Source organism: Glycomyces sp. NPDC050141 (genome assembly GCF_055586545.1).
Map to the genome: position 1 here is coordinate 78,416 of NZ_JBVJHZ010000002.1, position 20,814 is coordinate 99,229.

General features: G+C 69.9%; 16 protein-coding genes and 1 tRNA gene. 6 read left to right on the plus strand and 11 right to left on the minus strand.

The genetic code is table 11. From position 1 onward, the window contains the following. The first annotated feature begins 98 nt into the window (after positions 1-98). On the plus strand, positions 99-2,417 hold the full coding sequence (locus tag ACZ60M_RS01625) for a LamG domain-containing protein (protein ID WP_465413615.1): 2,319 nt from the start codon (positions 99-101) through the stop codon (positions 2,415-2,417). On the opposite strand, the gene ACZ60M_RS01630 is transcribed toward ACZ60M_RS01625, so the two are convergent. Further along, the gene (locus tag ACZ60M_RS01630; RefSeq protein WP_465413617.1) at positions 2,414-3,916 is read right to left on the minus strand and encodes an MFS transporter; all 1,503 of its coding nucleotides are present in this window, start codon (positions 3,914-3,916) and stop codon (positions 2,414-2,416) included. The genes ACZ60M_RS01625 and ACZ60M_RS01630 overlap by 4 nt on opposite strands. Further along, positions 3,903-4,559 (minus strand): LppX_LprAFG lipoprotein, encoded by a 657-nt coding sequence (locus ACZ60M_RS01635; RefSeq protein WP_465413618.1) that lies wholly within the window; start codon positions 4,557-4,559, stop codon positions 3,903-3,905. The genes ACZ60M_RS01630 and ACZ60M_RS01635 overlap by 14 nt, the downstream gene beginning before the upstream one ends. 144 nt (positions 4,560-4,703) lie before the next feature. Here ACZ60M_RS01635 and ACZ60M_RS01640 point away from each other — a divergent pair, with 144 nt between their 5' ends. Continuing rightward, on the plus strand, positions 4,704-5,027 hold the full coding sequence (locus ACZ60M_RS01640) for a DUF3817 domain-containing protein (RefSeq protein ID WP_465413620.1): 324 nt from the start codon (positions 4,704-4,706) through the stop codon (positions 5,025-5,027). Here the strand turns inward: ACZ60M_RS01640 and ACZ60M_RS01645 are convergent. Then, the gene (locus ACZ60M_RS01645) at positions 5,024-5,650 is read right to left on the minus strand and encodes a TetR/AcrR family transcriptional regulator (RefSeq protein WP_465413622.1); all 627 of its coding nucleotides are present in this window, start codon (positions 5,648-5,650) and stop codon (positions 5,024-5,026) included. The genes ACZ60M_RS01640 and ACZ60M_RS01645 overlap by 4 nt on opposite strands. Before the next feature lie 35 nt (positions 5,651-5,685). Between ACZ60M_RS01645 and ACZ60M_RS01650 the strand changes: the two genes are divergently transcribed. After that, on the plus strand, positions 5,686-6,351 hold the full coding sequence (locus ACZ60M_RS01650) for a 2-oxoglutarate/malate transporter (protein ID WP_465413624.1): 666 nt from the start codon (positions 5,686-5,688) through the stop codon (positions 6,349-6,351). A gap of 49 nt (positions 6,352-6,400) precedes the next feature. On the opposite strand, the gene ACZ60M_RS01655 is transcribed toward ACZ60M_RS01650, so the two are convergent. Continuing rightward, positions 6,401-6,473 (minus strand) — tRNA-Arg (locus tag ACZ60M_RS01655). 362 nt (positions 6,474-6,835) lie between these two features. On the opposite strand from ACZ60M_RS01655, the gene ACZ60M_RS01660 reads away from it, so the two are divergent. Further along, positions 6,836-9,205: a ribonucleoside-diphosphate reductase subunit alpha gene (locus ACZ60M_RS01660; protein WP_465413626.1), complete on the plus strand. Its 2,370-nt coding sequence runs from the start codon at positions 6,836-6,838 to the stop codon at positions 9,203-9,205. 77 nt (positions 9,206-9,282) lie between these two features. Then, on the plus strand, positions 9,283-10,278 hold the full coding sequence (locus tag ACZ60M_RS01665) for a ribonucleotide-diphosphate reductase subunit beta (protein ID WP_465413628.1): 996 nt from the start codon (positions 9,283-9,285) through the stop codon (positions 10,276-10,278). A gap of 77 nt (positions 10,279-10,355) precedes the next feature. On the opposite strand, the gene ACZ60M_RS01670 is transcribed toward ACZ60M_RS01665, so the two are convergent. Then, a complete protein-coding gene (locus tag ACZ60M_RS01670; RefSeq protein ID WP_465413630.1) occupies positions 10,356-12,191 on the minus strand; it encodes a serine/threonine-protein kinase in 1,836 nt (611 codons plus the stop codon). A gap of 452 nt (positions 12,192-12,643) precedes the next feature. Then, a complete protein-coding gene (locus ACZ60M_RS01675) occupies positions 12,644-16,021 on the minus strand; it encodes an adenylate/guanylate cyclase domain-containing protein (RefSeq protein WP_465413632.1) in 3,378 nt (1,125 codons plus the stop codon). Positions 16,022-16,323: 302 nt separating this feature from the next. On the opposite strand from ACZ60M_RS01675, the gene ACZ60M_RS01680 reads away from it, so the two are divergent. Next, positions 16,324-16,872 (plus strand): hypothetical protein, encoded by a 549-nt coding sequence (locus tag ACZ60M_RS01680; protein WP_465413634.1) that lies wholly within the window; start codon positions 16,324-16,326, stop codon positions 16,870-16,872. Between the two features lie 46 nt (positions 16,873-16,918). Here the strand turns inward: ACZ60M_RS01680 and ACZ60M_RS01685 are convergent, their stop codons facing one another. The 5 genes from ACZ60M_RS01685 to ACZ60M_RS01705 form a co-directional block, all read right to left on the minus strand. After that, complete coding sequence (locus tag ACZ60M_RS01685) at positions 16,919-17,134, minus strand: hypothetical protein (RefSeq protein WP_465413636.1); 216 nt, start codon at positions 17,132-17,134, stop codon at positions 16,919-16,921. 27 nt (positions 17,135-17,161) lie between these two features. Next, positions 17,162-17,563 (minus strand): VOC family protein, encoded by a 402-nt coding sequence (locus tag ACZ60M_RS01690; protein ID WP_465413638.1) that lies wholly within the window; start codon positions 17,561-17,563, stop codon positions 17,162-17,164. 92 nt (positions 17,564-17,655) lie between these two features. Then, positions 17,656-18,777 (minus strand): GuaB3 family IMP dehydrogenase-related protein, encoded by a 1,122-nt coding sequence (locus ACZ60M_RS01695; protein ID WP_465413640.1) that lies wholly within the window; start codon positions 18,775-18,777, stop codon positions 17,656-17,658. A 22-nt stretch (positions 18,778-18,799) separates the two neighbouring features. Then, positions 18,800-20,290, minus strand: coding sequence for an IMP dehydrogenase (gene guaB, locus ACZ60M_RS01700; RefSeq protein ID WP_465413642.1), 1,491 nt, complete (start codon positions 20,288-20,290; stop codon positions 18,800-18,802). 273 nt (positions 20,291-20,563) lie between these two features. Further along, entirely contained in the window at positions 20,564-20,755 is a 192-nt protein-coding gene (locus ACZ60M_RS01705) for a hypothetical protein (RefSeq protein ID WP_465413644.1), read from the minus strand. Positions 20,756-20,814: the final 59 nt, after the last annotated feature.

Consider the following 20,814-nt stretch of genomic DNA (forward strand, 5'->3'; position numbering starts at 1 on the left):
AGAAAACCAGTACTGCCTTCGTGACTGATTCCACGTAGGATTCGGGTTCCTTCGAAGACCCCTTTGCGGCCCCTCGTATCCCCCTTGAGAGGAACCCCATGTCACAACCCGGAACGGCCGGGAGGCGCGCGGCGCGCCTCGCGGCCGCCCTGCTGACCGCCCTCGTAGCGGTCACCGGTGCCGCGCTCCCGGCGCAAGCACAGGAATCGGCGGCGCCGAGCCGCCCCGAGATCACACTCCTCACCGCGACCCCGAAGGCCGGGGAGGAAGTCCAGTTCCAGGTCGTCTCCGGTGACGACGGCGTGGTGACCGCGTTCCACTACGGCGTCAACTCCGGCGCGCCCCAGCACACCGTCGAATCGGACGGGACGGCCGTCATCGCGTTCACGGCTCCGGCCGGGCGCTCCGTCCTCGACGTATGGGCCGAAGACGACGAGGGCAACACCTCCGAGCGGGCCTCGTTCACCTTCACCGCGGGGCGGTTCATCGCGCCGATCGTCAAGGGCGCGTGGCGCCTGGACGGCAGCGGCGCCGACGACGCCGACCAGCTCGGGACGGTGAACACCACCGGCGCGGTCTGGGAGGACACGGCGGCTCCGGCGCCGTACGGCCGGGCGCTGCAGCTGAAGGGCACTGAGTGCTACACGAGCACCGGCGACGGCGCCGCACTGCGCACCGACGCCGCGTTCTGGGTATCGGCCTGGGTCCGGCTCGACTCGACCGCCACCGACCAGGTGTTCGTCTCCAAGGCCGGCGCCAACCGCACGGGCTTCGCCCTCGGGTACGACGCCGAGACCGACCGGTTCTCCGTGACCGTCGCCAAGAGCGACGCCTCAGGGTCGGAAGCGGTGTCGTTCGCATCGACCACGGCTCCCGCCGTCGGTGAATGGACGCACCTGTCGGTCACCGCCTCCCCGAACACCGTCAAGCTGTACGTGAACGGCGCGGAGGACGCGCAGACCGTGCTCGGGTTCCTCCCGTCGAAGTTCGACGGCCCGGTCGGCCTCGGATGCGATGCGTCGCAAGGCACTGCGCTCCTCGACGGAGCGGTCGCCCACGTCACCGCGTGGGTCGGCGCGCCGAACCAGGCGTACCTGGACGCCGTCTACCGGGGCGACCTCGTCCCGGGCACAGCGGCCTCATGGCCGCTGCGCGGCAACGGCACTGACGATTCGCCGCAGGGCCGGGCCCTGACGCTCCCGGCATCGACGACGTGGGAGAGCGACCAGTGGGGCCGGGCCGCTTCGGCGGCGGGCTTCGACGGCGCGTCCTGCGCCACGGTCGACGACCGGCTGCTCACCAGCCAGGGCGACCTGTCGGTCGAGGCCTGGGTCAAACTCGACGCCACCGACCGCGACCAGACGGTCCTCTCCCAGGCCACGAGCCGCAGGACCTCGTTCTCGCTCGGCTACGACGCCGAGCTGGGGGCCTGGCAGCTGGCGCTGCCGTCCGACAACGGCGCGCACCCGGCTTGGGCCGTGGCCAGCGCCGAAGGCGTCGAGGCCGGGGTCTGGACGCACCTGGTCGCTGCAGTCGCGACCGACCGCAATGAGACCGGAAGGCTCGCACTCTATGTGAACGGGGCGCTGGCCGCGACGACCGAGCTCGGTTTCGTTCCGGTCCTCGGCAACGACCTCGTGTCGGTCGGCTGCTCGGCGCCGCTCCAGGGCGAGCCGGGCGGGTACCTCGACGGCGCGCTCTCGGGCGTGCGGCTGTGGCGCGGCGCGCTCGGGATCGACGCGGTAGCCGCATCCTACGAGGGAAACCCGACGGGGACAGTGCGGGCGGGCTGGAACTTCATGTTCGGCGACATCGAGAACTGGACCGACCAGGAACTCTCGATCGTCGGCACCGAAGGCGCGGACTGGAACTGGGAGGACGTGTTCGAGGGCACGCTGTGGACCGGACTCCGGTTGGACGGCAACGGGAACGGCTACGGCACTACGCAGGGGCCGGTACTGGCGACGGACGAGTCGTTCACCGTCATCACCGCGGTCAACCTGGCGGACAAGGCCGCCGACCAGACGTTCGTCGCCCAGGCGGGCGCTGGCGGACCGGCGTTCGATCTCGGCTACGACGCGGCGCTCGACCGCATCCGCTTCACGATGCCGTCGGCGGACGGCACCACCGCTGAGGTCCTGGCGCCGTCGGCACCCGCGACCGGGCAGTGGATCCACGTGGCGGCCGTGTACGACCTCAAGGCCGGGCGGATGCACCTGTACTTGAACGGCGTCGCCGTCGCCTCCGCCGAGGGGCCTTCGAGCCCGTGGCAGGGCGACGGTCCGGTGACGCTGGGGGTCGCGGCCGACGCCTCGGGCGGCCGATGGAACGCGCTGAACGGCTCGATCAGCAACACGTTCCTGTACGAATCGGTGGCTACGGAAACAGTGATCAAGGCGCACGCGGGCATCATCTAGACGCTCGTACCGCTCCCGGCTGCCGGTCCGCTCTTCAGCGGGCCGGCAGTCGTCTTTCCCGGCAGCGCGATGGCGACGAGGGCGGCAGCGGCTGAGATGCAGGCTGCTGCGGTGAAGACTTCGGCGTATTGGGTGGCGAGGGCGGCGTTGAGGGCTTCGAGGTAGTCGGCTTGGAGGGCAAGGAATTCGGTTTCGGAGATGCCGATGGGGAGGGGCATGTCGAGGTCGGCGGTGGCGTTCTGGAAGCGGTGGAGGCTCCAGGAGGTGAGGGCGGCGACGCCGATGAGCATGCCCATCATGCGGGCGACGACGACCGCGGCGGAGGCCGTGCCGTGGCTGTCTTCGGGGGTGGTGCGCAGGGCGGCGGAGGAGAGCGGGGCGATCGTGGCGCCGAGGGCGGCTCCGGCGAGGGCGAGGCCCGGTTCGATGTCGGGGACCGTGGCGCCGATCCAGTAGAACGCGGCGGCGGCGAGCGCGAAGCCGGTGACGGCGGGGAGGCGTTCGCCGAGGCGGGAGGCGAGGAACCCGCCGATGAGGGCGCCGACGGGCAGGCCGATGAGGAACCACAGGAGCAGGAGTGCACCGCCCGTGGAGTCGAGGCCGCGGAGGGTCTGGGCGAGGAGCTGCACGTCGACGAGGGTGACCATGAGGACGGCACCGGCGGCGAGGCTCGCAGCGAGACCGGCCGCGAAGGGCCGCCAGGCGACCCCGGCCGGGTCGAGGAGGCGCGTCGCGGAGTGCCGCTGCTGGAACCCGAAGACCACGAGGACGCCGACCCCGGCGAGCACCGCGGCCAGGCCCCAGGAGGGCAGGACGGCCGCCGCGGGGTCGGGGTTGTAGAGCCCCACGGTGAACAGCCCCAAGGCGGCGGCGAGGAGCAGGCCGCCGATCCAGTCGATGCGGGCGGTGCCGCGTCTCGCTTCGGCCCGCGGCAGGGCGTAGTGGATCGCCAGCGCCGCAAGCAAAGCGAGGGGGACGTTGATCCAGAAGATGCCGCGCCAGCCGACCAGGGCGGCCACGCCCGCGCCGAAGAGCGGGCCGAGGACCGCGCCGAGTTCCTGTGCGGCGCCGACCCATCCGAGGACGGCGGGCCTGCGGCGGGCGGCGAAGAGGTCGGCTGCGAGGGCCATGGTGACGGGCAGGAGCGCGCCGCCCGCGAGGCCTTGGAGGGCGCGCCCGGCGACGAGGGGCCACAGCGCGGTGGCGGTCGCGGAGACGACCGAGCCGATCGCGAACGCGGCGAGGCACGCGTAGATGATCGGCTTGCGCCCGAACCGGTCCGAGAGGCGCCCCAGGAGCGGCATCCCGGCGGTGTAGCCGAGCAGGTAGCCCGTCACCAGCGGGGTCGCCCGCTCAAGATGGTTGACGGGGATGTGGAACTCGCCGATCATGTCGACGAGGACGGACACGAGGACGTAGGCGTCGATCGAGCCGAGGAGGACGGCGGCCCCGGCCGCGCCGATGGCGAGCCTGCGGCGGCCCGCCTCAGGGCGCTTCAATCGTCACCGGTTCGTCGTAGTCGGTGAACAGCAGCGTCACGGTCGCGTCCCCTTGGGAGAACTCGGCTTTGACGACGCGGGCGGTCTCCTGGTCGAACCAGACGGTGGCGGTGCTCCAGTCCCCTTCGGCGGGGATGAGGGTGGCGAACGCGGCGGGGTCGAACTCGACTTCGTAGCGGTAGGTCTCGGCGCCGTCGACCTTCTCGGTGTCCTGCGGTTCGGCGGAGTCGACCGCGTCGAGGAGCGCGGCGATCCCGGCGTCGGGGTCGAGCAGGAGGGTCGGGTCGTACGGGAGCATGTCGTCGCCGACGGGGATCTGCTGGAAGCCGCCGGTGGGGCCCTTGACCCAGGCGTCCTCGCCGATGATGACGTACTCGGCTTCGATGTCCATGCCGAACGCGGTGAGGGTCCCGGTGCCCTGCGCGGAGCCGTCTGCGGTGACGACACCGTCAGCGGCTTTCACGTCGAGGCCGGGAACGTCGCCGTCGACGGCGAGGTCGAAGCGGACGCTCTCGACCTCACGCATGGCGGTGGCGGCGTCCGGGAGCATCTCGTCGGCGGCGGGCAGGTCGCCGCCGCTGGAGCAGGCCGCGGCCGCGAAGAGGGCGAGTCCGGCGGTGACCACGAGGGGTATCGATCGCATGGCCCGATCCTATGTCGAAGCGGCACCTCCGTGCGGTGCTCGGCCCGGTGAACATCACAGCGGGCCCGCATACTCGCGGTGTTAGTGTCGGCCGCAGGAAACCCCATGTGACACCCCATGGAACGCTCGAAAGGACACCCTGCCGTGCTCGCGAACTCCGTCTTCCGCTACCGCATGCTCACCCTCGCCGAGGGGTGGTCGTTCGTGCTGCTCCTGGTGTTCGGCTCGCTCCTGAGCCGCATCTCGGACATCAACCTGGTGATGCCGCTGGGGATGCTGCACGGCGTCCTGTTCGTGCTCCTGGTCCTCGCGACGCTCCTGATCCGCCGCCGCCTCGACTGGGGCTTCGGCACCACCCTCGTCGCGTTGATCTGCTCGGTGATCCCGTTGGCGCCGTTCTTCTTCCACCACGCGAAGAAGGACGAGTTCCTGGAGGCCGAGCTCGCCGCCCAGCCCGCACAGGTCTAGCTGCTGCCGAGCAGTTCCCTCGGCAGGATCTCGGCCCACCAGGCCTCGACCCGGTCCGGGCGCCACCCGCGCTCCTCGGTGAGCGTGCGGTAGGCATCGATATTGCACAGGGCCGCGTAGACGTCCACGGCGTCGGCGACGGCCCTGTTCAGCGTGCCCGCGGGCCAGGCGTCGAACGCTTCGGCGCGGAGGGCGTCGGCGCGGCGGCGGCCGTCGCGGTAGGCGTCGGCGAGTTCGGGTTCGGTGCGCCCGGCCTCGCGGAGCATCGCGATGAGGTCGCCGGAGCGCTCGAACAGGCGGCGGTCGAACGCGGCCATGGCGGCGAGCTGCGCGGCCGGGTCGCCTTGGGCCGCTTCGAGTGCGGCGAGCTGCGCGGGCAGGTCCGCGGCGAGGTCGGCGGCGTCGGCCAGCGCGAGGGCGAGGCCGGTCTTGTTGCCGTAGGCGGCGTAGACGGTGGGCACGGCGACCCCGGCTTCTTCGGCGACCTCGCGGATGGTGGTGGCGGCCCAGCCGCTGGCGGTGAAGCGCCTGCGTGCGGCTTCGGCGATGGCGGCTCTGGTGCGCTGGGCCTGCTCGGTGCGGCGCAACGAGTCGTAGGCGCGGCGGCTGGAAGGTGTCCCCATATCCCCTCTGATTGTACGCGTCTTATATTCAATATATGAATCGTAAAACCAATACGTTCGGCCGCCTCACCGGCGCCGCAGGGATCGGCTTCGCGGCCCTGATCCTATTGCTCAACCTCCTCGTCCTGGTCCCGGCCGGACTGCCGAGCCCCGGCTCCGGGCCCGGCGAAGCGGTCGCGTTCTTCAGCGCCGAAAGCGAAGCGGTGAAACTGGCGTCGATGGCGCTCCCGGCGGTCTGGGTCCTCGCGGTCCTGTTCGGCGCGGGCGCCGTCGCCGCCTCGCGCCGGTCGGAGGAGGGCCGGGGCGAGGCCTGGGCGCTGGTCGGCTTCGGCGGGATCGTCCTCCAGAACCTCAACATCACCACGGTGAGCGGCGTACGGCTCGCGTTGGCGCACACCGGGGCCGAGGAGAGCGCCGGGGCGCTGTGGGCCCTCCACGAGGCCCTGTTCGGCCTCAACGGCACGTTCCTGGCGCTCGCGCTGGTCGGCCTCTCGCTCAGCGGCAGGCGCAGCGGCCTCGTCCCGAAATGGCTGGCGGCCTTGGGGTTCGGCGCGGCGGCCCTGCAGTTCATGTCGGCGGTCCTCGCCCCGCAGGTGATGGCGGGAGACAACCAGCTCGGCCTGGTCGGCCTCGCGGGCTGGCTCCTGTGGGTGGCGTGGCTCGCCTGCTACGGCGTCGCGCTGATGCGGGACAGGCACTGACACGAAAGAAGACCCGCCCGAGTCGATCGACTCGGGCGGGTCTTCGCTGTGCCCCCGGCAGGATTCGAACCTGCGACACCTGGTCCCGGAAACCAGTGCTCTATCCACTGAGCTACGGAGGCCTGCCTGACTGATCAGGCCGCCACGATGCTACCAGGACGCGCGGCAAGGGTCGCACCCGGTTTCGCCGGTGAGGATCACACCCGGGTGAGTGCGGCGGTTTCGCGGGAGGAATGTCGGCGGGCGGGTCTAGGCTGACCCGGCGGAACCCCCGAGCCTAGCTGACACGCTGGGGGTTCGGTGTCCAAAACACCGGAAAACCGCAACATCTTGGGGCGACCCCATGTGCCGACCACTACATGTATGATTCTGCTCTGTCAGGTCGGTGCTGTCAGCTCCCGTTCCCACTGCACGGGGAGGGCGGCGCCGCCGCGCCGCCAGCGCGATCCGCAGCAGATCGCAACGTCACCGAGGGGATGCAGAGATGACCGGGCTCGCCACCACGCCATCCGCCACCACCACCGCGCCGCAGCAGCGGGAACCCGAGCCGGGTCCCGCCGCCCTCATCGCCGAGCGCCTCCGCACGCACGCCGTCGGACTGCCCGATGTGGACGCCGAGAAGGTCATCGCCCAGATCGAGGCCGGCCTCTGGCCCGGCGCGACCGAGCAGGGCCTGCGCGAGCGGGCCATCGAGATCACCTCGGCCACCGTCGCCTCCGAGCCCACCTACTCCAAGCTCGCGGCGCGGCTCCTCGCCGAGCACATCGCGGACGAGACCGCGGGCGAGGGCGTCACCAGCTTCACGTCGTCCATCGCCGCCTGCAACGCGAACGGCCTGCTCGCCGACGACCTGGTGGCCTTCGTGAACGCGAACGCCGAGGCGCTGGACGCCGTCATCGACGAGACCGCCGACGACCGCTTCGAGTACTTCGGTCTGCGCACGGTGTACGACCGCTACCTGCTGCGCCACCCCGAGCACCGCACCGTGCTGGAGCGCCCCCAGTACTTCATGCTCCGCGTCGCGTGCGGGCTGAGCCAGTCGGTCGAGGAGGCCGCCGAACTCTACCGCCTGCTGTCGACGCTCTCGTACCTGCCTTCCTCGCCGACGCTGTTCAACTCCGGCACACGCCGCGCGCAGCTCTCGTCGTGCTTCCTGCTGGACTCCCCGAAGGACGAGCTCGACTCGATCTACGAGCGGTACAGCCAGGTCGCGCGCCTCTCGAAGTACGCGGGCGGCATCGGCATCGCGTGGTCGCGCGTCCGCTCGCGCGGCTCGCTGATCCGGGGCACCAACGGCCACTCGAACGGCATCGTGCCGTGGCTGCGGACCCTCGACTCGTCCGTCGCCGCCGTGAACCAGGGCGGGCGCCGCAAGGGCGCCGCGTGCGTGTACCTCGCGTCGTGGCACGCCGACATCGAGGAGTTCCTGGAGCTCCGCGACAACACCGGCGACATCGAGCGCCGCACCCACAACCTGAACCTCGCGAACTGGATTCCCGACGAGTTCATGCGCCGCGTCGAGAACGACGAGCAGTGGTCCCTGTTCGACCCGAAGGAGACCCCTGAGCTGGTCGACCTGTGGGGCGACGAGTTCGCCCAGGCGTACCGGGCCGCCGAGGCCGCGGGCAAGGCCAAGAAGGCCGTCCCGGCGCGCGACCTGTACGGGCGCATGATGCGCACGCTCGCGCAGACCGGCAACGGCTGGATGACCTTCTCCGACACCGCGAACCGCACGTCGAACCAGACGGCTCGCAAGGAAAATGTCATCCACCTCTCGAACCTGTGCACCGAGATCCTCGAGGTGACCAACGACTCCGAGACGGCCGTGTGCAACCTCGGTTCGGTGAACCTCTCCGAGCACACCACGCCGGACGGCTTCGACTTCGAGCGCCTCGAGACGACCGTGCGCACCGCGGTGAAGTTCCTCGACCGCACGATCGACCTGGGGTTCTACCCGACCGCGGAGGCTGAGAAGGCCAACCGCAAGTGGCGCCCGATCGGCCTGGGCTGCATGGGCCTCGCCGACGTGTTCTTCAAGCTGAAGCTCGCGTTCGACTCCGAGGAGGCGCTCGCGCTGTCCACCGCGATCGCCGAGCGCATCGCGATCGTCGCGTACGAGACCTCCGCGAAGCTCGCGGCCGAGCTCGGGGCGCACCCGAACTACGACGAGACCCGCGCCCACGACGGCGTGCTGCACGTCGACCACTACGCGGACGCCCGGGTCACCCTGGGCGAGCGCTGGGACGCGGTGCGCGCCCTCATCGGCGAGCACGGCCTGCGCAACTCGCTGATGATCGCGATCGCGCCGACCGCGACGATCGCCTCGATCGCCGGCTGCGCCGAGTGCATCGAGCCCGTGGTGTCGAACGTCTTCAAGCGCGAGACCCTGTCGGGCGAGTTCCTGCAGGTCAACCGCCACCTGATCGCCGAGCTCAAGGAGCGCGGGATCTGGAGCGAGCAAGTTCGCCAGGCCATCGTCGTCGCTGAAGGTTCGGTGCAGGGCATCGACGCGATCCCGGCCGAGCTCCAGGAGCGGTACCGCACCGCGTGGGAGCTCCCGCAGAAGGCGCTCATCGACCTGGCCGCGGCCCGCACGCCGTTCATCGACCAGGCCCAGTCGCTCAACCTGTTCCAGGCCGCGCCGACCATCGGCAAGCTCTCGTCGATGTACCGCTACGCCTGGAAGTCGGGCCTGAAGACCACGTACTACCTGCGCAGCCGCCCGGCCACGCGGATCAACCAGACGACCGTGAGCGCCGCGCCCGCCGCGACGCAGCCCACGGAACTCGAAGTGATCCCCGCCGACATCGCGTGCTCCCTGGAGAACCCGGAGAGCTGCGAGGCCTGCCAGTAAGACCCTGAGGGCGGGGTCCTGCGGGACCCCGCCTTCCATGCGCCCCATCGCAACCTGACGACACGAGAGGACCGCCCATGCTGCTCGACCCGGGCATGAACCTGACCCTGCGACCGATGAAGTACCCGGACTTCTACGACCAGTACCGGGCCGCCATCAAGAACACCTGGACCGTCGAAGAGGTCGACCTCGCGTCCGACCTGACCGACCTGGCCGGGTTCACGCCCCAGGAGCAGCACCTCATCCACCGCCTCGTGGCGTTCTTCGCCACCGGTGACACGATCGTCGCGAACAACCTGGTGCTCAACCTGTACCAGCACATCAACTCCCCCGAGGGCCGCCTGTACCTGTCGCGGCAGCTGTTCGAGGAGGCCGTGCACGTCCAGTTCTACCTGACGCTGCTCGACACCTACCTGCCCGACCCGGACGAGCGCGCGAAGGCGTTCGACGCGGTCAACAACATCCCCTCGATCAAGCGCAAGGCCGACTTCTGCTTCAAGTGGATCGACTCCGCGTTCGACATGCAGGAGCTCAAGACCGCCTCGGACCGCCGCACGTTCCTGCTCAACCTCATCTGCTTCGCCGCGTGCATCGAGGGCCTGTTCTTCTACGGCGCCTTCGCTTACGTGTACTGGCTGCGCAGCCGCGGCCTGCTCGACGGGCTCGCCACCGGCACCAACTGGGTGTTCCGCGACGAGTCCTGCCACATGAACTTCGCGTTCAGCGTGGTCGACCAGGTCCGCCAGGAGGAGCCGGAGCTCTTCGACGAGCAGATGCACCAGGAGGTCGTCGCGATGATGGAGGAGGCCGTCGAGGCCGAGCTCCAGTTCGCGGAGGACCTCATCGGCGAGGGCATGCCCGGCATGACCGTCAAGGACATGAAGTCGTACCTGGAGTACGCCGCCGACCAGCGCCTCGTGCGCCTCGGTATGCCCAAGAAGTGGGGCTCGGAGAACCCGTTCCCGTTCATGGCGCTCCAGGACGTGCAAGAGCTGACGAACTTCTTCGAACGTCGCCCGACCGCTTACCAAGTGGCCGTGGAAGGCAAGGTCGACCTCGACGAGGAGTTCTGATCCGAAGCCGCGCACCATCTCCCAGCGCGGCGAAAGGGCCCGGCACCGAATGGTGCCGGGCCCTTTTCTGTTACGTGTTAACCCGCTCGGGCGAAGGTGGCGCCCATGGCCTCGGCGCCGTCGCTGAGCTGGGCGACGCACTGGAACGAGCCGTCGCCGGTGACGTACACGTCGGTGGCCCAGTCGAGGGAGTCGCCGCCGATGAGCTGCGAGAGCGGCCCGCCTTCGGCCTGCGCGTCGATGCACGCGGCCGCTACGGTCGCGTCGGCGCGGGCCCCGTCGGCGTCGGTGACGCCCTCGGGGAGCTGGCCGGTCGCGTAGGCCTCCCACTGGTGGGCGGCGTCGCAGCTGGTCGAGGCGAACGCCTTGTCGTAGCAGGCGGGTTCGGCGACGCAGCCGACCCCTTCGGCTTCGAGTGTGCACTCGCCGACGTAGTCGCCCGCGTTGGACTGCTCCGCGAGGCCGGGGGTCTCCTCGCCGTTGAACAGCCAGATCCCGCCCGCGATGAGCAGGCCGAGGATGACGAGGGCGCCCGCGCCCATGCCGATGAGGCGGCCGACGCTGGAGCCGGTGTCGCCCTCCTTGAGGCGGCGCTCGCGGCGGGTCAGGCCGGTCTCGTTGCGCGGCACGGGGACCGGCAGTCGCGAGTCGTGGTCGTCGCGGGCCCCGCCGGAGGCGAAGGACTTCCAGGCGGTGGTCTCGGCCGCGAAGTCCTGCGGCGGCGCCGGGCTCACGGGAGGGCTCGCCGGCCCGGCCGCGAACGGCGTCGGGTCGGGGACGACCGGGGACGTGAACGGCTGCGGCGCTTCAGGGGCGCGGCCGCGGCGCTTGCCCGGGGCGAGCCGGAGCGTCGAGGGCGCGTCGGGGAACGAGGCCGGGTCGAGCTGCGCGTACCCGGGAGGGGACGTGCGGGCCTCGTCCTGCGGCGGCGACGAGTACGCACCGAAGACGCCGACGCCTTGGGGCGCAGGGGAACTCGGCGGCGGGTCGTCCGTCACTTTGGCGAAGATGCCGGTGGAGGCCTCGGGGATCGACGCGAGGAACTCGCGGAACTCGACCGCCGTGGGGCGCCCGCCGGGGTTGTTGATCAGCGCCGTGCGCAGCATCTCGAGCAGCAGCGGCGATATACCGGGGATCGCCGGGATCGGCTGATCGAACAGGGCCGCAACGTCGTTGATGTCGAGCACCCCGTCCACGGGGAACCGCGGGGGCGTGCCGGACAGCATCGTGTAGAGCGTCGCGGCGAGCGAGTAGACGTCGGCGCTGGGGCCGACCTCGCGCATCTGGAAGACCTCCAGGGGCGCGTACGCGGGGGTGGCCATGGTCGAGACGGGCTCGCCGGGGCGGGGGGCCGCGATGAGGCTCGAGAGGCCGAAGTCGCCGAGCACGGCGTGGCCGTGGTGGTCGACGAGGAGGTTCGCGGGCTTCACGTCCCGGTGGACGATCCCGGCCTCGTGGGCGGCGGCGAGGGCGTCCGCGATGCGGATGCCGATCTCGATGGTCCGGTGCGGAGGGATTCGGTGGTGCCGGTCGAGGAGGTCCGCGACGGTGCCGCGGCAGCGCTCCATGACGACGTACGGGTTCGCCTGGTGGGTGAGGCCCGCGGAGAGCATCTTGACCACGCACGGGTGGTCGGAGAGGCGCCCGGCGGTCTGGACCTCGCGGCGGAAGCGCTCGCGCGCGGCGTCGTCGGTGAGCGGCCTGGCCTCGACCTTGACGGCGACTTCGGAGCCGTCGTCGTAGCGGGTGGCGCTGTAGACGATGGAGAACGCGCCGCGGTCGATCTCGCGGAAGCCGGTGAGGCGCTCGATGCCCTGGAAGAGGGCTTCGGGGTCGGCGCCGTTCAGGGGCTCGGTAGCGGACGGGGAGAGGTGGGGACCGGTTGGAGCACCGTAGGACGAGATGGTGTCCACTTTGATACAGCCTCCGTTCTCGGCGGCGCCTGCGGCGGTGCAATGGCCTGGCGTCGGTTCTGATGCAGGTCGGTGCGCGGGCCTGTGGCCTGCGCGCGGGGGACGTTCCGAACCTTAGGTCTCGCAGCTCGGGCCTGGGGGAACCGAGTCATGGGACCTTTGACGCATAACGTTACGGCAACGCGCCCACGATTCTGTATACCCCTGGACGAAGAGCCAGCGATAACTGGCCGAACGGTTGATATGTCGCTTCCACTGGGCGAACTGCCGGTAGCCCATAGTGAATGCATCCCCCGTGTGGCGCGCGGGAGGACGGGCGGTCCGACTGGAACGGGCCCCGTGCCGCAAGGCCCCGGCCCGAAAGGGCCGCCCGTCCACCCGCTGCGTCTCCCCCATTGGTTCAAGGATCGCAGCCGCGGCGAACGGCCCGGCGTACACGGTGTGCGGCCTCATCAGGAGACCTTGGCGGCCTCGAGGTAGCCCTCGGCCCACGCGGTGGCCTCCGGGTCCTCGCCGAAGGACTTCAGCGCGGTCCGGGCCCAGTCGCGGGCCGCCTCGGCCTGGCCGTCCTCATCGAGGAGGCGGGCGTAGCGGGCCACGATCGCCCGGCGCGCCAGCCCCAGAGCAGGCTCGTCGTGGTGCGCCGCAAGGGGTTCGAGCATCCGCAGCGCCTCGGCGCGGTCGCCCTTCGCGGCGCGCACGTCCGCCAGGAGCGCGGTGTTGGCCGCGCGGCCCGGCTCCAGCACGTCGTCGGTGACGAGCGCCAGCGCCTCTTCCGCGGCGGCCTCGGCCGTGGCCGGGTCGCCGAGCTCAAGGGCGCAGCGGCCTCTCAGGTTGTGCGCCAAGGAGATCAGGAGCGGGTGGCCGGTCTTGACGCCGTACTCCTCCGCGCCTGCGGCGAGGTCGAGGGCGTGGTCGAGCGCGCCGATCGAGCGGGCCGCGAGGGCCCGCACGTACTTGGCGAAGCCGCGGCCCCAGTCGTCGTCGATGCGCTCGAAGTCCCGGAAGGACTTGCGGGCGGCGACGTCGGCGCCTTCGGGGTGGCCCAGGGCCACTTGGGCTGCGGCGCCGATGGCGCGCAGGAGCCCGACGGCGAACACGTCGCCCGAGCGCTCGCCGATCGGCATGAACACATCGGACAGTCGCTTTGCCTCAGTGAAGCGCCCGGCCATGAGGAGCGCGAACGCCGAGACGCCGCGGACCCAGGCCCGGCCGACCAGGTCCATCTGGCGCGCAAAGGCTTTCGCGGCTTCACGAAGGACGTCGTCAGCGCCGTCGAAGTCGCCGCGGGCCACGAGGACCCATGCGCGGTGCTGCAGGGCCCAGGCCAGGCGCTTGTCGTCGCCGACGCCCACGGCGGTGTCGTAGGCGTCGAGGAAGCGGGCTTCGGCTTCATTCAAATGCCCTGCAAGGAAGTCGAGCAGGCCGATGCGGCACTGCGCGTCGCAGCGCGGCCCGGCGAGCCCTTCGCGCCGCGAGAGCGCCAGGGCCGCAGTCCAGGCGGTGCGGGCGTCCTGGAGCTCGCCCTTGTAGCGGTGGAGGCGGCCGCGCAGGAGCAGCAGCTGGGCGACGAGTTCGGCCTCGTCCTCGGCGAAGTCGTCGCCGAAGAGGCGGCCCGACGGGTGCTCCTCGTGCTCGGCGTGGTCGTCGTCGGCGGGGACGATGAGGCCGATGTCGATGGCCAGGCCCTCGATCTCCGACTCGGCTTCCTCAGTGCGGCCCAGGCGGGTCAGGGCCCGGCCGCGCAGGAGGCGGTCGTCGAACGAAAGGGGCGCAAGGCGTTCCACGCCGTTCAAGAGGGCGACCGCGCGTTCCGGCTCGGAGGCGTCCATGGCGCGGGCGGCCTGCTTGCGGACGGCCTCGACCGCGAGCGGGAGGACGTTCCAGACCTCGTCGAGCGCTTCGATCTCGACTTCTTTAGCGAGGGTGACGGCCTGCTCGGCGTGGAAGACGACGAGGTCGTCGGCGCTCTGGCCTTCGAGCTCGGTGTCGGCGGCCCAGCGGGCGATCTCGGCATGCGCGTGCGCGGCGTCGGCTTTCCCGATGGGCGCGTAGGCGGCCTGACGCAGCAGCGGGGTCACGAAGCGGTAGCCGCCGTAGGAGCGGCGGCGCAGCATGCGGCGGTCCAGGAGTTCCTGGAGCGCGGCCTCGAACTCGCCGGGGACTTCCTTCTCCAGCAGCTGCGAGGCCTCGGGCGGCACGGCGTCGCCGAAGATCGACGCGGCGCGCAGCAGCGCGCGGGCCGCCGGGCTCAGGGCGTCGATACGGGCGCCGAGGACCTGCGCGAGGTCGCGCGAGAGAACGCGGCCGGTGAGCGACCCGGCGGCGAGGCGCCAGTGGTCGCCGTCGCCAGAGAGCAGGCCCTGCTCGGTCAGCAGGGTGACCAGCTCGGCGAGGTAGTACGGGTTGCCCTGCGCGAAGCCGAGCAGCCGGTCCTCGTCGGGCTTGGGCATGCGCCCGCCGCCGAGGAACTCGCGAAGCAGGCGCGCGGCATCGGCACCGGCGAGCGGCGGAAGAGGGTGCACCTCGGCCTCGGAAATGCGCGTCAGCACACCCGAAGAACGAGTCAGTTCAGGCCGTCCATAAAGGATGACCAGAACAGGCCCGTGAATCTTCGAGAGCGCGACACCAAGAGCATCAATGCCATCGGCCGAAGCGGTGTGCAGGTCGTCGATGTTCAGCACGAGGGGACCCTGGGTCGCCATGTGCGTGATGAGCTCGGCAACCGCCTCGGGGATCGTGTAGGCGTCGGACTGCTGGCCGGTGAACCCACCAACGCGATCGGTCGCCCCAGGGCGCCCATGTCCAAGCAGCCCAAGCAAAAGCGTGATATTCAGCCTGCATTCGCCATGATCGGCATGCCCGTCGGCGATCCGCCGAAGCTTAGCCTCAGCAGTGGCCCGGTCATCGTCAAACCGCAGGCCAGCGGCCTTGCGAACCAAGTCCGCCAGGGGCCCGAACCGGCGCCCCTCCCCGTAGGGAGCAACCCGAACGGTAAGGACACGGGCCCCGCGCTCGGTCGCGATGGTCCGCACTTCACGGGCGAACCGGGTTTTCCCCATGCCCGCCTCGGCGGTGTGGATAAGTACCAGCGGCTCGCTGCGGTCGATAACGGCCTCAATGCGGCCGTTCACCCGCCCGATCTCGGCGTCGCGGCCAATAAACGGGGCGGTGTCGCCAAGGCTGGCGCGCGTCCCGGGCTCATCCTCGAGGCCCAGGAGCTGGAACACTTCGACGGGCTCACGCTTGCCCTTGAGGCGCACAGGCGTGAGGCGGCGCCAGGCGGCGGCGTGCTTGGTGGAGCGCATGGTCTCCTCGCCGGCCCAGATGGTGCCGACGGAGGCGATCGCGCAGATGCGGGAAGCAGTGTTGACCGTGTCGCCGATGACCGTGTACTCGAGGTTCGCCTGCATACCGGCGACCACGAGCCCCGACCTGAGCCCAATACGAAGTCCGATGGGAAGACCACCACCGGACTCGGCTTTGAGCAGACGGCGCACCCGTTTCTGCATGGCCTGAGCAGCACGAACGGCCCGCTCGGCGTCGTCTTCGTGTGAAAGCGGTGCGCCGAAGACGGCCATGAGGCCGTCGCCCATGAGCTTGTCGACATGCCCGCCGAACTCGTTCACCGCAGAAACGCACTCGGCGAGCAGGCGGTCGGTGACCGAGGAGACCCGCTCCGGGTCGAGGCTTTCGGACCAGGTCGTGAAGTCGGAGAGGTCGGCGAACAGCACCGTCACATACCGGCGCTCCGTCTGGGGGGCGGTCGCCTCCGGGGAGAGGGGCGCACCGCAGTTGTGGCAGTAGCGCGCGCCGGGCACGGTGGGCACGGAGCAGAATGGGCAGGTCACAGCAGCACCAACGCCGTGGGCAGGGTGTGTTGTTCCCCACTCCTTGTGGGAATGGGGTGGTTCTTGGCCTTCACGCTGGCAAGGATACGTGGCCTAGCTGACAGATACCTGTGTGCAGAGGCACAATTCGCCGACAACCAGGCCCAACCCCTCGCCCAAAAGTACGACCCCGTCCCCCCGAACAGGACACCAGCTCAGAACCCACGCGCCCCGCAAACCCCGGTAAAATCAACCCAACCGAGCCCTCCCCCGCCAACGGCTCCAAAACTGAAGGCCCCCGCATGGTCTCGCTGCCCGACCCGGCCCGCACTGTCTTCACGGTCCACTTCAACCGGCGCCGCCTCTGGCTGCTCCTCGCCGTCTCGACGCCGCTGGCAGCTTTCCTGCTCTGGCCTGCCGCCTGGTCGATCCTCGAACCGATGTTCGGCGGCTTCGCGCGAGGGCTGGTATTGGGTGCGCCGATCATTGCCGTCATCCTGCTTGTCCGGCGGAGATTCCTCGTTTACGACCTGCGGCACCGGGTCATCATCGGCCCGCCGGTCAGCGGCAAGCAGTCCCCACGCATCGGCTTCGATCGACTCGAGTACTCGGTCTACGACGCCACCATCTACTGGATCGGCGACAACGGCAAGCGACACAAGGTCACGCGCCGCTCTCCGTTCGCCGATCCCCAAGAGTGGGAGACGCTTGTCGATCTGCTCCTCGCGACGACCGGCTCAAGGCAGAAGCGTGAAAGCTCCGATGTGCGCGGGCCGGACGATGTTGAAGTGGCGGTGGTCGATCGTGGCGACCTCGCCGATGCCGAGGCGTTCGGCAAGCGCGACGACTGAAGCGTCCACGGCGCCGAGCGGCAGGTCTAGCCGGTGTCGAAAACGATCAGCGGGCGTCGCCCTCGTCGCGCAGGATCTCCTCGTGGCGCTCGGCGAGGTCGCCGCGTCCGGACAAGAACGACCCGATCCAGTCAGGCAGTGCGGCGTCGTCCTTCGCCGGGCCGGGCATCGCGTAGCGGGCCCGGATCCAGGTGAGCGCCTCGGCGGCCTGCGACTCGCCCAAGTCGTCGACCAGACGGTGCAGCAGTTCCTTGCTCGTCATGTCGGCACCTCCTTCACTCAATCGCTTTCAGGCTGGCCAGATTGGTTCTCCGTTTTGCCATTGGACGCCCTTGTTGCGGCAGAGGCAGAAGGGGTGGCCGACCGGGTCGGTGTAGATGTGCCAGCCGTAGCCTTCGCCTTTGGAGAAGCGCTTCTGGAGGGTGGCGCCGAGGGCGGTGAGGCGTTCGTGCTCGGGTTCGAACTCGTCGACTTCGAAGTCGAGGTGGAACTGCTTGGGGTGCTCGTCGTCGGGCCAGCTCGGGGCAAGGAAGTTGTCGACGCGCTGGAAGGCCAGTTCGATCTCCCCGAAGGCGATGCTGACCCACGTGTCGGTGCTGCCCTTGACCGGACGGCCGGTGACCTCGGCGTAGAACGCCGCGAGCTTCATGGGCTCGGGGCAGTCGATGATGAAATCGGTGAGCTTCAGCATCGGGCGATAGTCCCACAGGCCGGGCCGGAAAAGGAAGGGCCGAAAGCGAAGGGGCCCGGAACAAGGCGTTCCGGGCCCCTTTCAGTCGCTTGTTAGGCGGTCACCAGGCTGGCCTTCTGGAATTCCTTGACCGTGGTGTAGCCGGTCTTGGCCATGGCGCGGCGCAGGCCTCCGAAGAGGTTCTGCGAGCCGTCGGACGAGTTCGACGGGCCGTAGAGGATCGCCTCCAGGTCGGGGACCTCGACGTCGCCGGAGTCGCCCGGGCGGAAGCGGCCTCGCGGGAGCTTCGGGTGCGAGGCGGCGGAGTGCCACCAGGCGCCCGCGGCCGGGGACTCGGCGGCGTCCGCGAGGATCGAGCCGAGCATGACCGAGTCGGCGCCGCACGCGATGGCCTTGGCGATCGCGCCGGAGTTGGTCATCTCGCCGTCGGCGATGAGGTGGACATAGCGCCCGCCGGTCTCGTCGAGGTAGTCGCGGCGGGCCGCGGCGGCCTCGACGACCGCGGAGGCCATCGGGACGTCGATGCCGAGGACGGTGTCCGTGGTGGACCAGTCGTCGGAGCCGACGCCGACGATGACGCCGGCAGCGCCGGTGCGCATCAGGTGCATCGCGGTCTTGTAGTTGGTGGCCCCACCGACGACGACCGGGACGTCCAGGTCGGCGATGAACTGCTTCAGGTTCAGGACGTCGCCGCCGGAGGAGACGTGCTCCGCCGAGACGATGGTGCCCTGGATGACCAGCAGGTCCACCCCGGCGTCGACCGCGAGCGGGCCGAGTTCGGCGGTGTGCTGCGGGCTGAAGCGGATGGCGGTGGTGACGCCGCCCGCGCGGAGCTCGCTGATCCGCTCGGCGATGAGCTCGGGCTTGATCGGCTCAGCGTAGATCTCCTGCAGCCGCTCGATGGCGTTCTCGGCAGGGGTGTCCGCGAGCTCCTTCAGCAGCGAGGTCGGGTCGACGTAGCGGCACCACAGCCCTTCGCCGTTGAGGACGCCGAGGCCGCCGAGGCGGCCCATCTCGATCACGGAGGCCGGGCTCATCGTCGCGTCGGACGGGTGGGCCACGGCAGGGATCTCGAACCGGTAGGCGTCGAGCTGCCATTCGGTGGAGACGTCGTCGATGTCCCGGGTACGCCGGGTCGGGACGAGTGCCACTTCGGACAGCCGCCAGCCGCGCGCCACGATCTTGCCGGGGCCGATCTCGACCAATTCCCGCACAGTCTCTCCTCCTACAGGCCCGCTACCGAGTGTGGTAGTTGGGCGCTTCCACGGTCATCTGGATGTCGTGCGGGTGGCTCTCTTTGAGACCCGCAGCGGTGATCCGGACCAGACGGCCGCGCTCATGCATCCCTTCGATGGTACCGGCTCCGGTGTAGCCCATCGCGCTGCGCAGACCGCCCACGAGCTGGTAGACCACCTGTGCGAGGGTGCCGCGGTAGGGAACCTGGCCCTCGACGCCTTCGGGGACGAGCTTGTCGTTGGATTCGACGCCGCCCTGGAAGTAGCGGTCCTTGGAGTAGGACTTGGCCTCGCCGCGGGACTGCATGGCGCCCAGCGAGCCCATGCCGCGGTACTGCTTGAACTGCTTGCCGTTCATGTAGATGAGGTCGCCGGGGCTCTCGGCGCACCCGGCGAAGAGCTGGCCCATCATGACGGTGGAGGCGCCGGCGACGATGGCTTTGGCGATGTCGCCGGAGTACTGGATGCCGCCGTCGGCGATGACCGGGACGCCGCGTTCGCGGGCGACGCGGACGGTGTCCATGATCGCGGAGACCTGGGGCGCGCCGACGCCCGCGACCACGCGGGTCGTGCAGATCGCGCCGGGGCCGACGCCGACCTTGACGCAGTCGGCGCCCGCGTCGATCATCGCGTTCGCGGCTTCGGCGGTGACGATGTTGCCGCCGATGATGTCGACCTTGTCGCCGAAGTCCTTGGAGACGCGGGCGATCATGTCGAGCACGCCGCGCGAGTGGCCGTGCGCGGAGTCGACGGAGAGCACGTCGATCCCGGCTTCGACGAGCTGACCGGCGCGCGCGTACTGCTCGTCGCCGACGCCGATGGCGCCGCCGACGCGCAGGCGCCCGACGTCGTCCTTGGAGGCGTTCGGGAATTCTTCGCGCTTGGAGAAGTCCTTGACGGTGATGAGGCCGCGCAGGTGGCCTTCGGCGTCGACGATCGGGAGCTTCTCGATCTTGTTCCGCTTGAGCAGTTCGAGGGCCTCTTCGCTGGAGACGCCCTCGGGGGCGGTCACCAGGTTGCGGGAGGTCATGACGGAGGCCACGGTCACGGACATGTCGCTCTCGAAGCGCATGTCGCGGTTGGTGACGATGCCGATGAGCTTGCCGTCCTCGTCGGTGACGGGGAGGCCGGAGATGCGGTACTTGCCGCAGAGCTTGTCGACCTGCTCGAGCGTGTCGTGCGGGGAGCAGGTGACGGGGTCGGCGACCATGCCCGACTCGGAGCGCTTGACGAGGTCGACTTGCTGGGCCTGCTCTTCGGCGGACATGTTCCGGTGCAGGATGCCCATGCCGCCGAGGCGGGCCATGGCGATGGCCATGCGGGCCTCGGTGACGGTGTCCATCGCGGCCGTCAGCAGCGGCACCGAGATGCGGATGTTGCGGGTGAGCTGGGTGGAGGTGTCGACCTCGGACGGGATCACGTCGGATTCGCCCGGGAGGAGCAGTACGTCGTCGAAGGTCAAGCCGAGCGGGATGGCACTGGCCGAGCCCATCGGCACCGTGGTTCCGCCGACCCGCTCACCGGTAGCACCCTCGTGCCCCTGAATTCCGAAATCCCCTGAGAACGCCATGGGTCAATCGTAGAGCCGTAACCTGCGTCGCTCCGAAGCGCACACGTCCCCTTGAGGTGTGATTCGCAGCGGAAACGCTGCGAATTGAGGGGATGACCGGACGGGCCCGGCGGTAGAGCGGCAGATTTGTGAGCGGGGCGAAGCCCGCTTACCTGACGCACCGACGGGCCCGTTACGGGTTTGCACCGATTTGCCCTAGAGAAGGTCTTCGACTTCCTCGGAGACGGTCTCGAACGCGTCGGACTCCGACACGGCCTCCCACGCGTCGCCCGCGCCGTCGCTCACGTCCTCCCAGACCTCGGTGGCGTCGATGTCGGTGACCGCGTCGGCGACGCCGTCCACCACGTCGTCGAAGATCTCTTCTACGTTCTCGCCGAAGCCGTCCATGCCGTCTCCTCAGATGTTTGAGTGGGTTGACTTGCGGCCCATGCTAACGAGCAGGCCGG

Coding starts and splice junctions, on each gene's coding strand:
- ACZ60M_RS01705 (WP_465413644.1), bottom strand. CDS start 20,755: ATGGACGGCTTCGGCGAGAACGTAGAAGAGATCTTCGACGACGTGGTG.
- ACZ60M_RS01685 (WP_465413636.1), bottom strand. CDS start 17,134: ATGACGAGCAAGGAACTGCTGCACCGTCTGGTCGACGACTTGGGCGAG.
- ACZ60M_RS01660 (WP_465413626.1), top strand. CDS start 6,836: ATGACCGGGCTCGCCACCACGCCATCCGCCACCACCACCGCGCCGCAG.
- guaB (WP_465413642.1), bottom strand. CDS start 20,290: ATGGGCTCGGCCAGTGCCATCCCGCTCGGCTTGACCTTCGACGACGTA.
- ACZ60M_RS01645 (WP_465413622.1), bottom strand. CDS start 5,650: ATGGGGACACCTTCCAGCCGCCGCGCCTACGACTCGTTGCGCCGCACC.
- ACZ60M_RS01665 (WP_465413628.1), top strand. CDS start 9,283: ATGCTGCTCGACCCGGGCATGAACCTGACCCTGCGACCGATGAAGTAC.
- ACZ60M_RS01680 (WP_465413634.1), top strand. CDS start 16,324: ATGGTCTCGCTGCCCGACCCGGCCCGCACTGTCTTCACGGTCCACTTC.
- ACZ60M_RS01625 (WP_465413615.1), top strand. CDS start 99: ATGTCACAACCCGGAACGGCCGGGAGGCGCGCGGCGCGCCTCGCGGCC.
- ACZ60M_RS01650 (WP_465413624.1), top strand. CDS start 5,686: ATGAATCGTAAAACCAATACGTTCGGCCGCCTCACCGGCGCCGCAGGG.
- ACZ60M_RS01635 (WP_465413618.1), bottom strand. CDS start 4,559: ATGCGATCGATACCCCTCGTGGTCACCGCCGGACTCGCCCTCTTCGCG.
- ACZ60M_RS01690 (WP_465413638.1), bottom strand. CDS start 17,563: ATGCTGAAGCTCACCGATTTCATCATCGACTGCCCCGAGCCCATGAAG.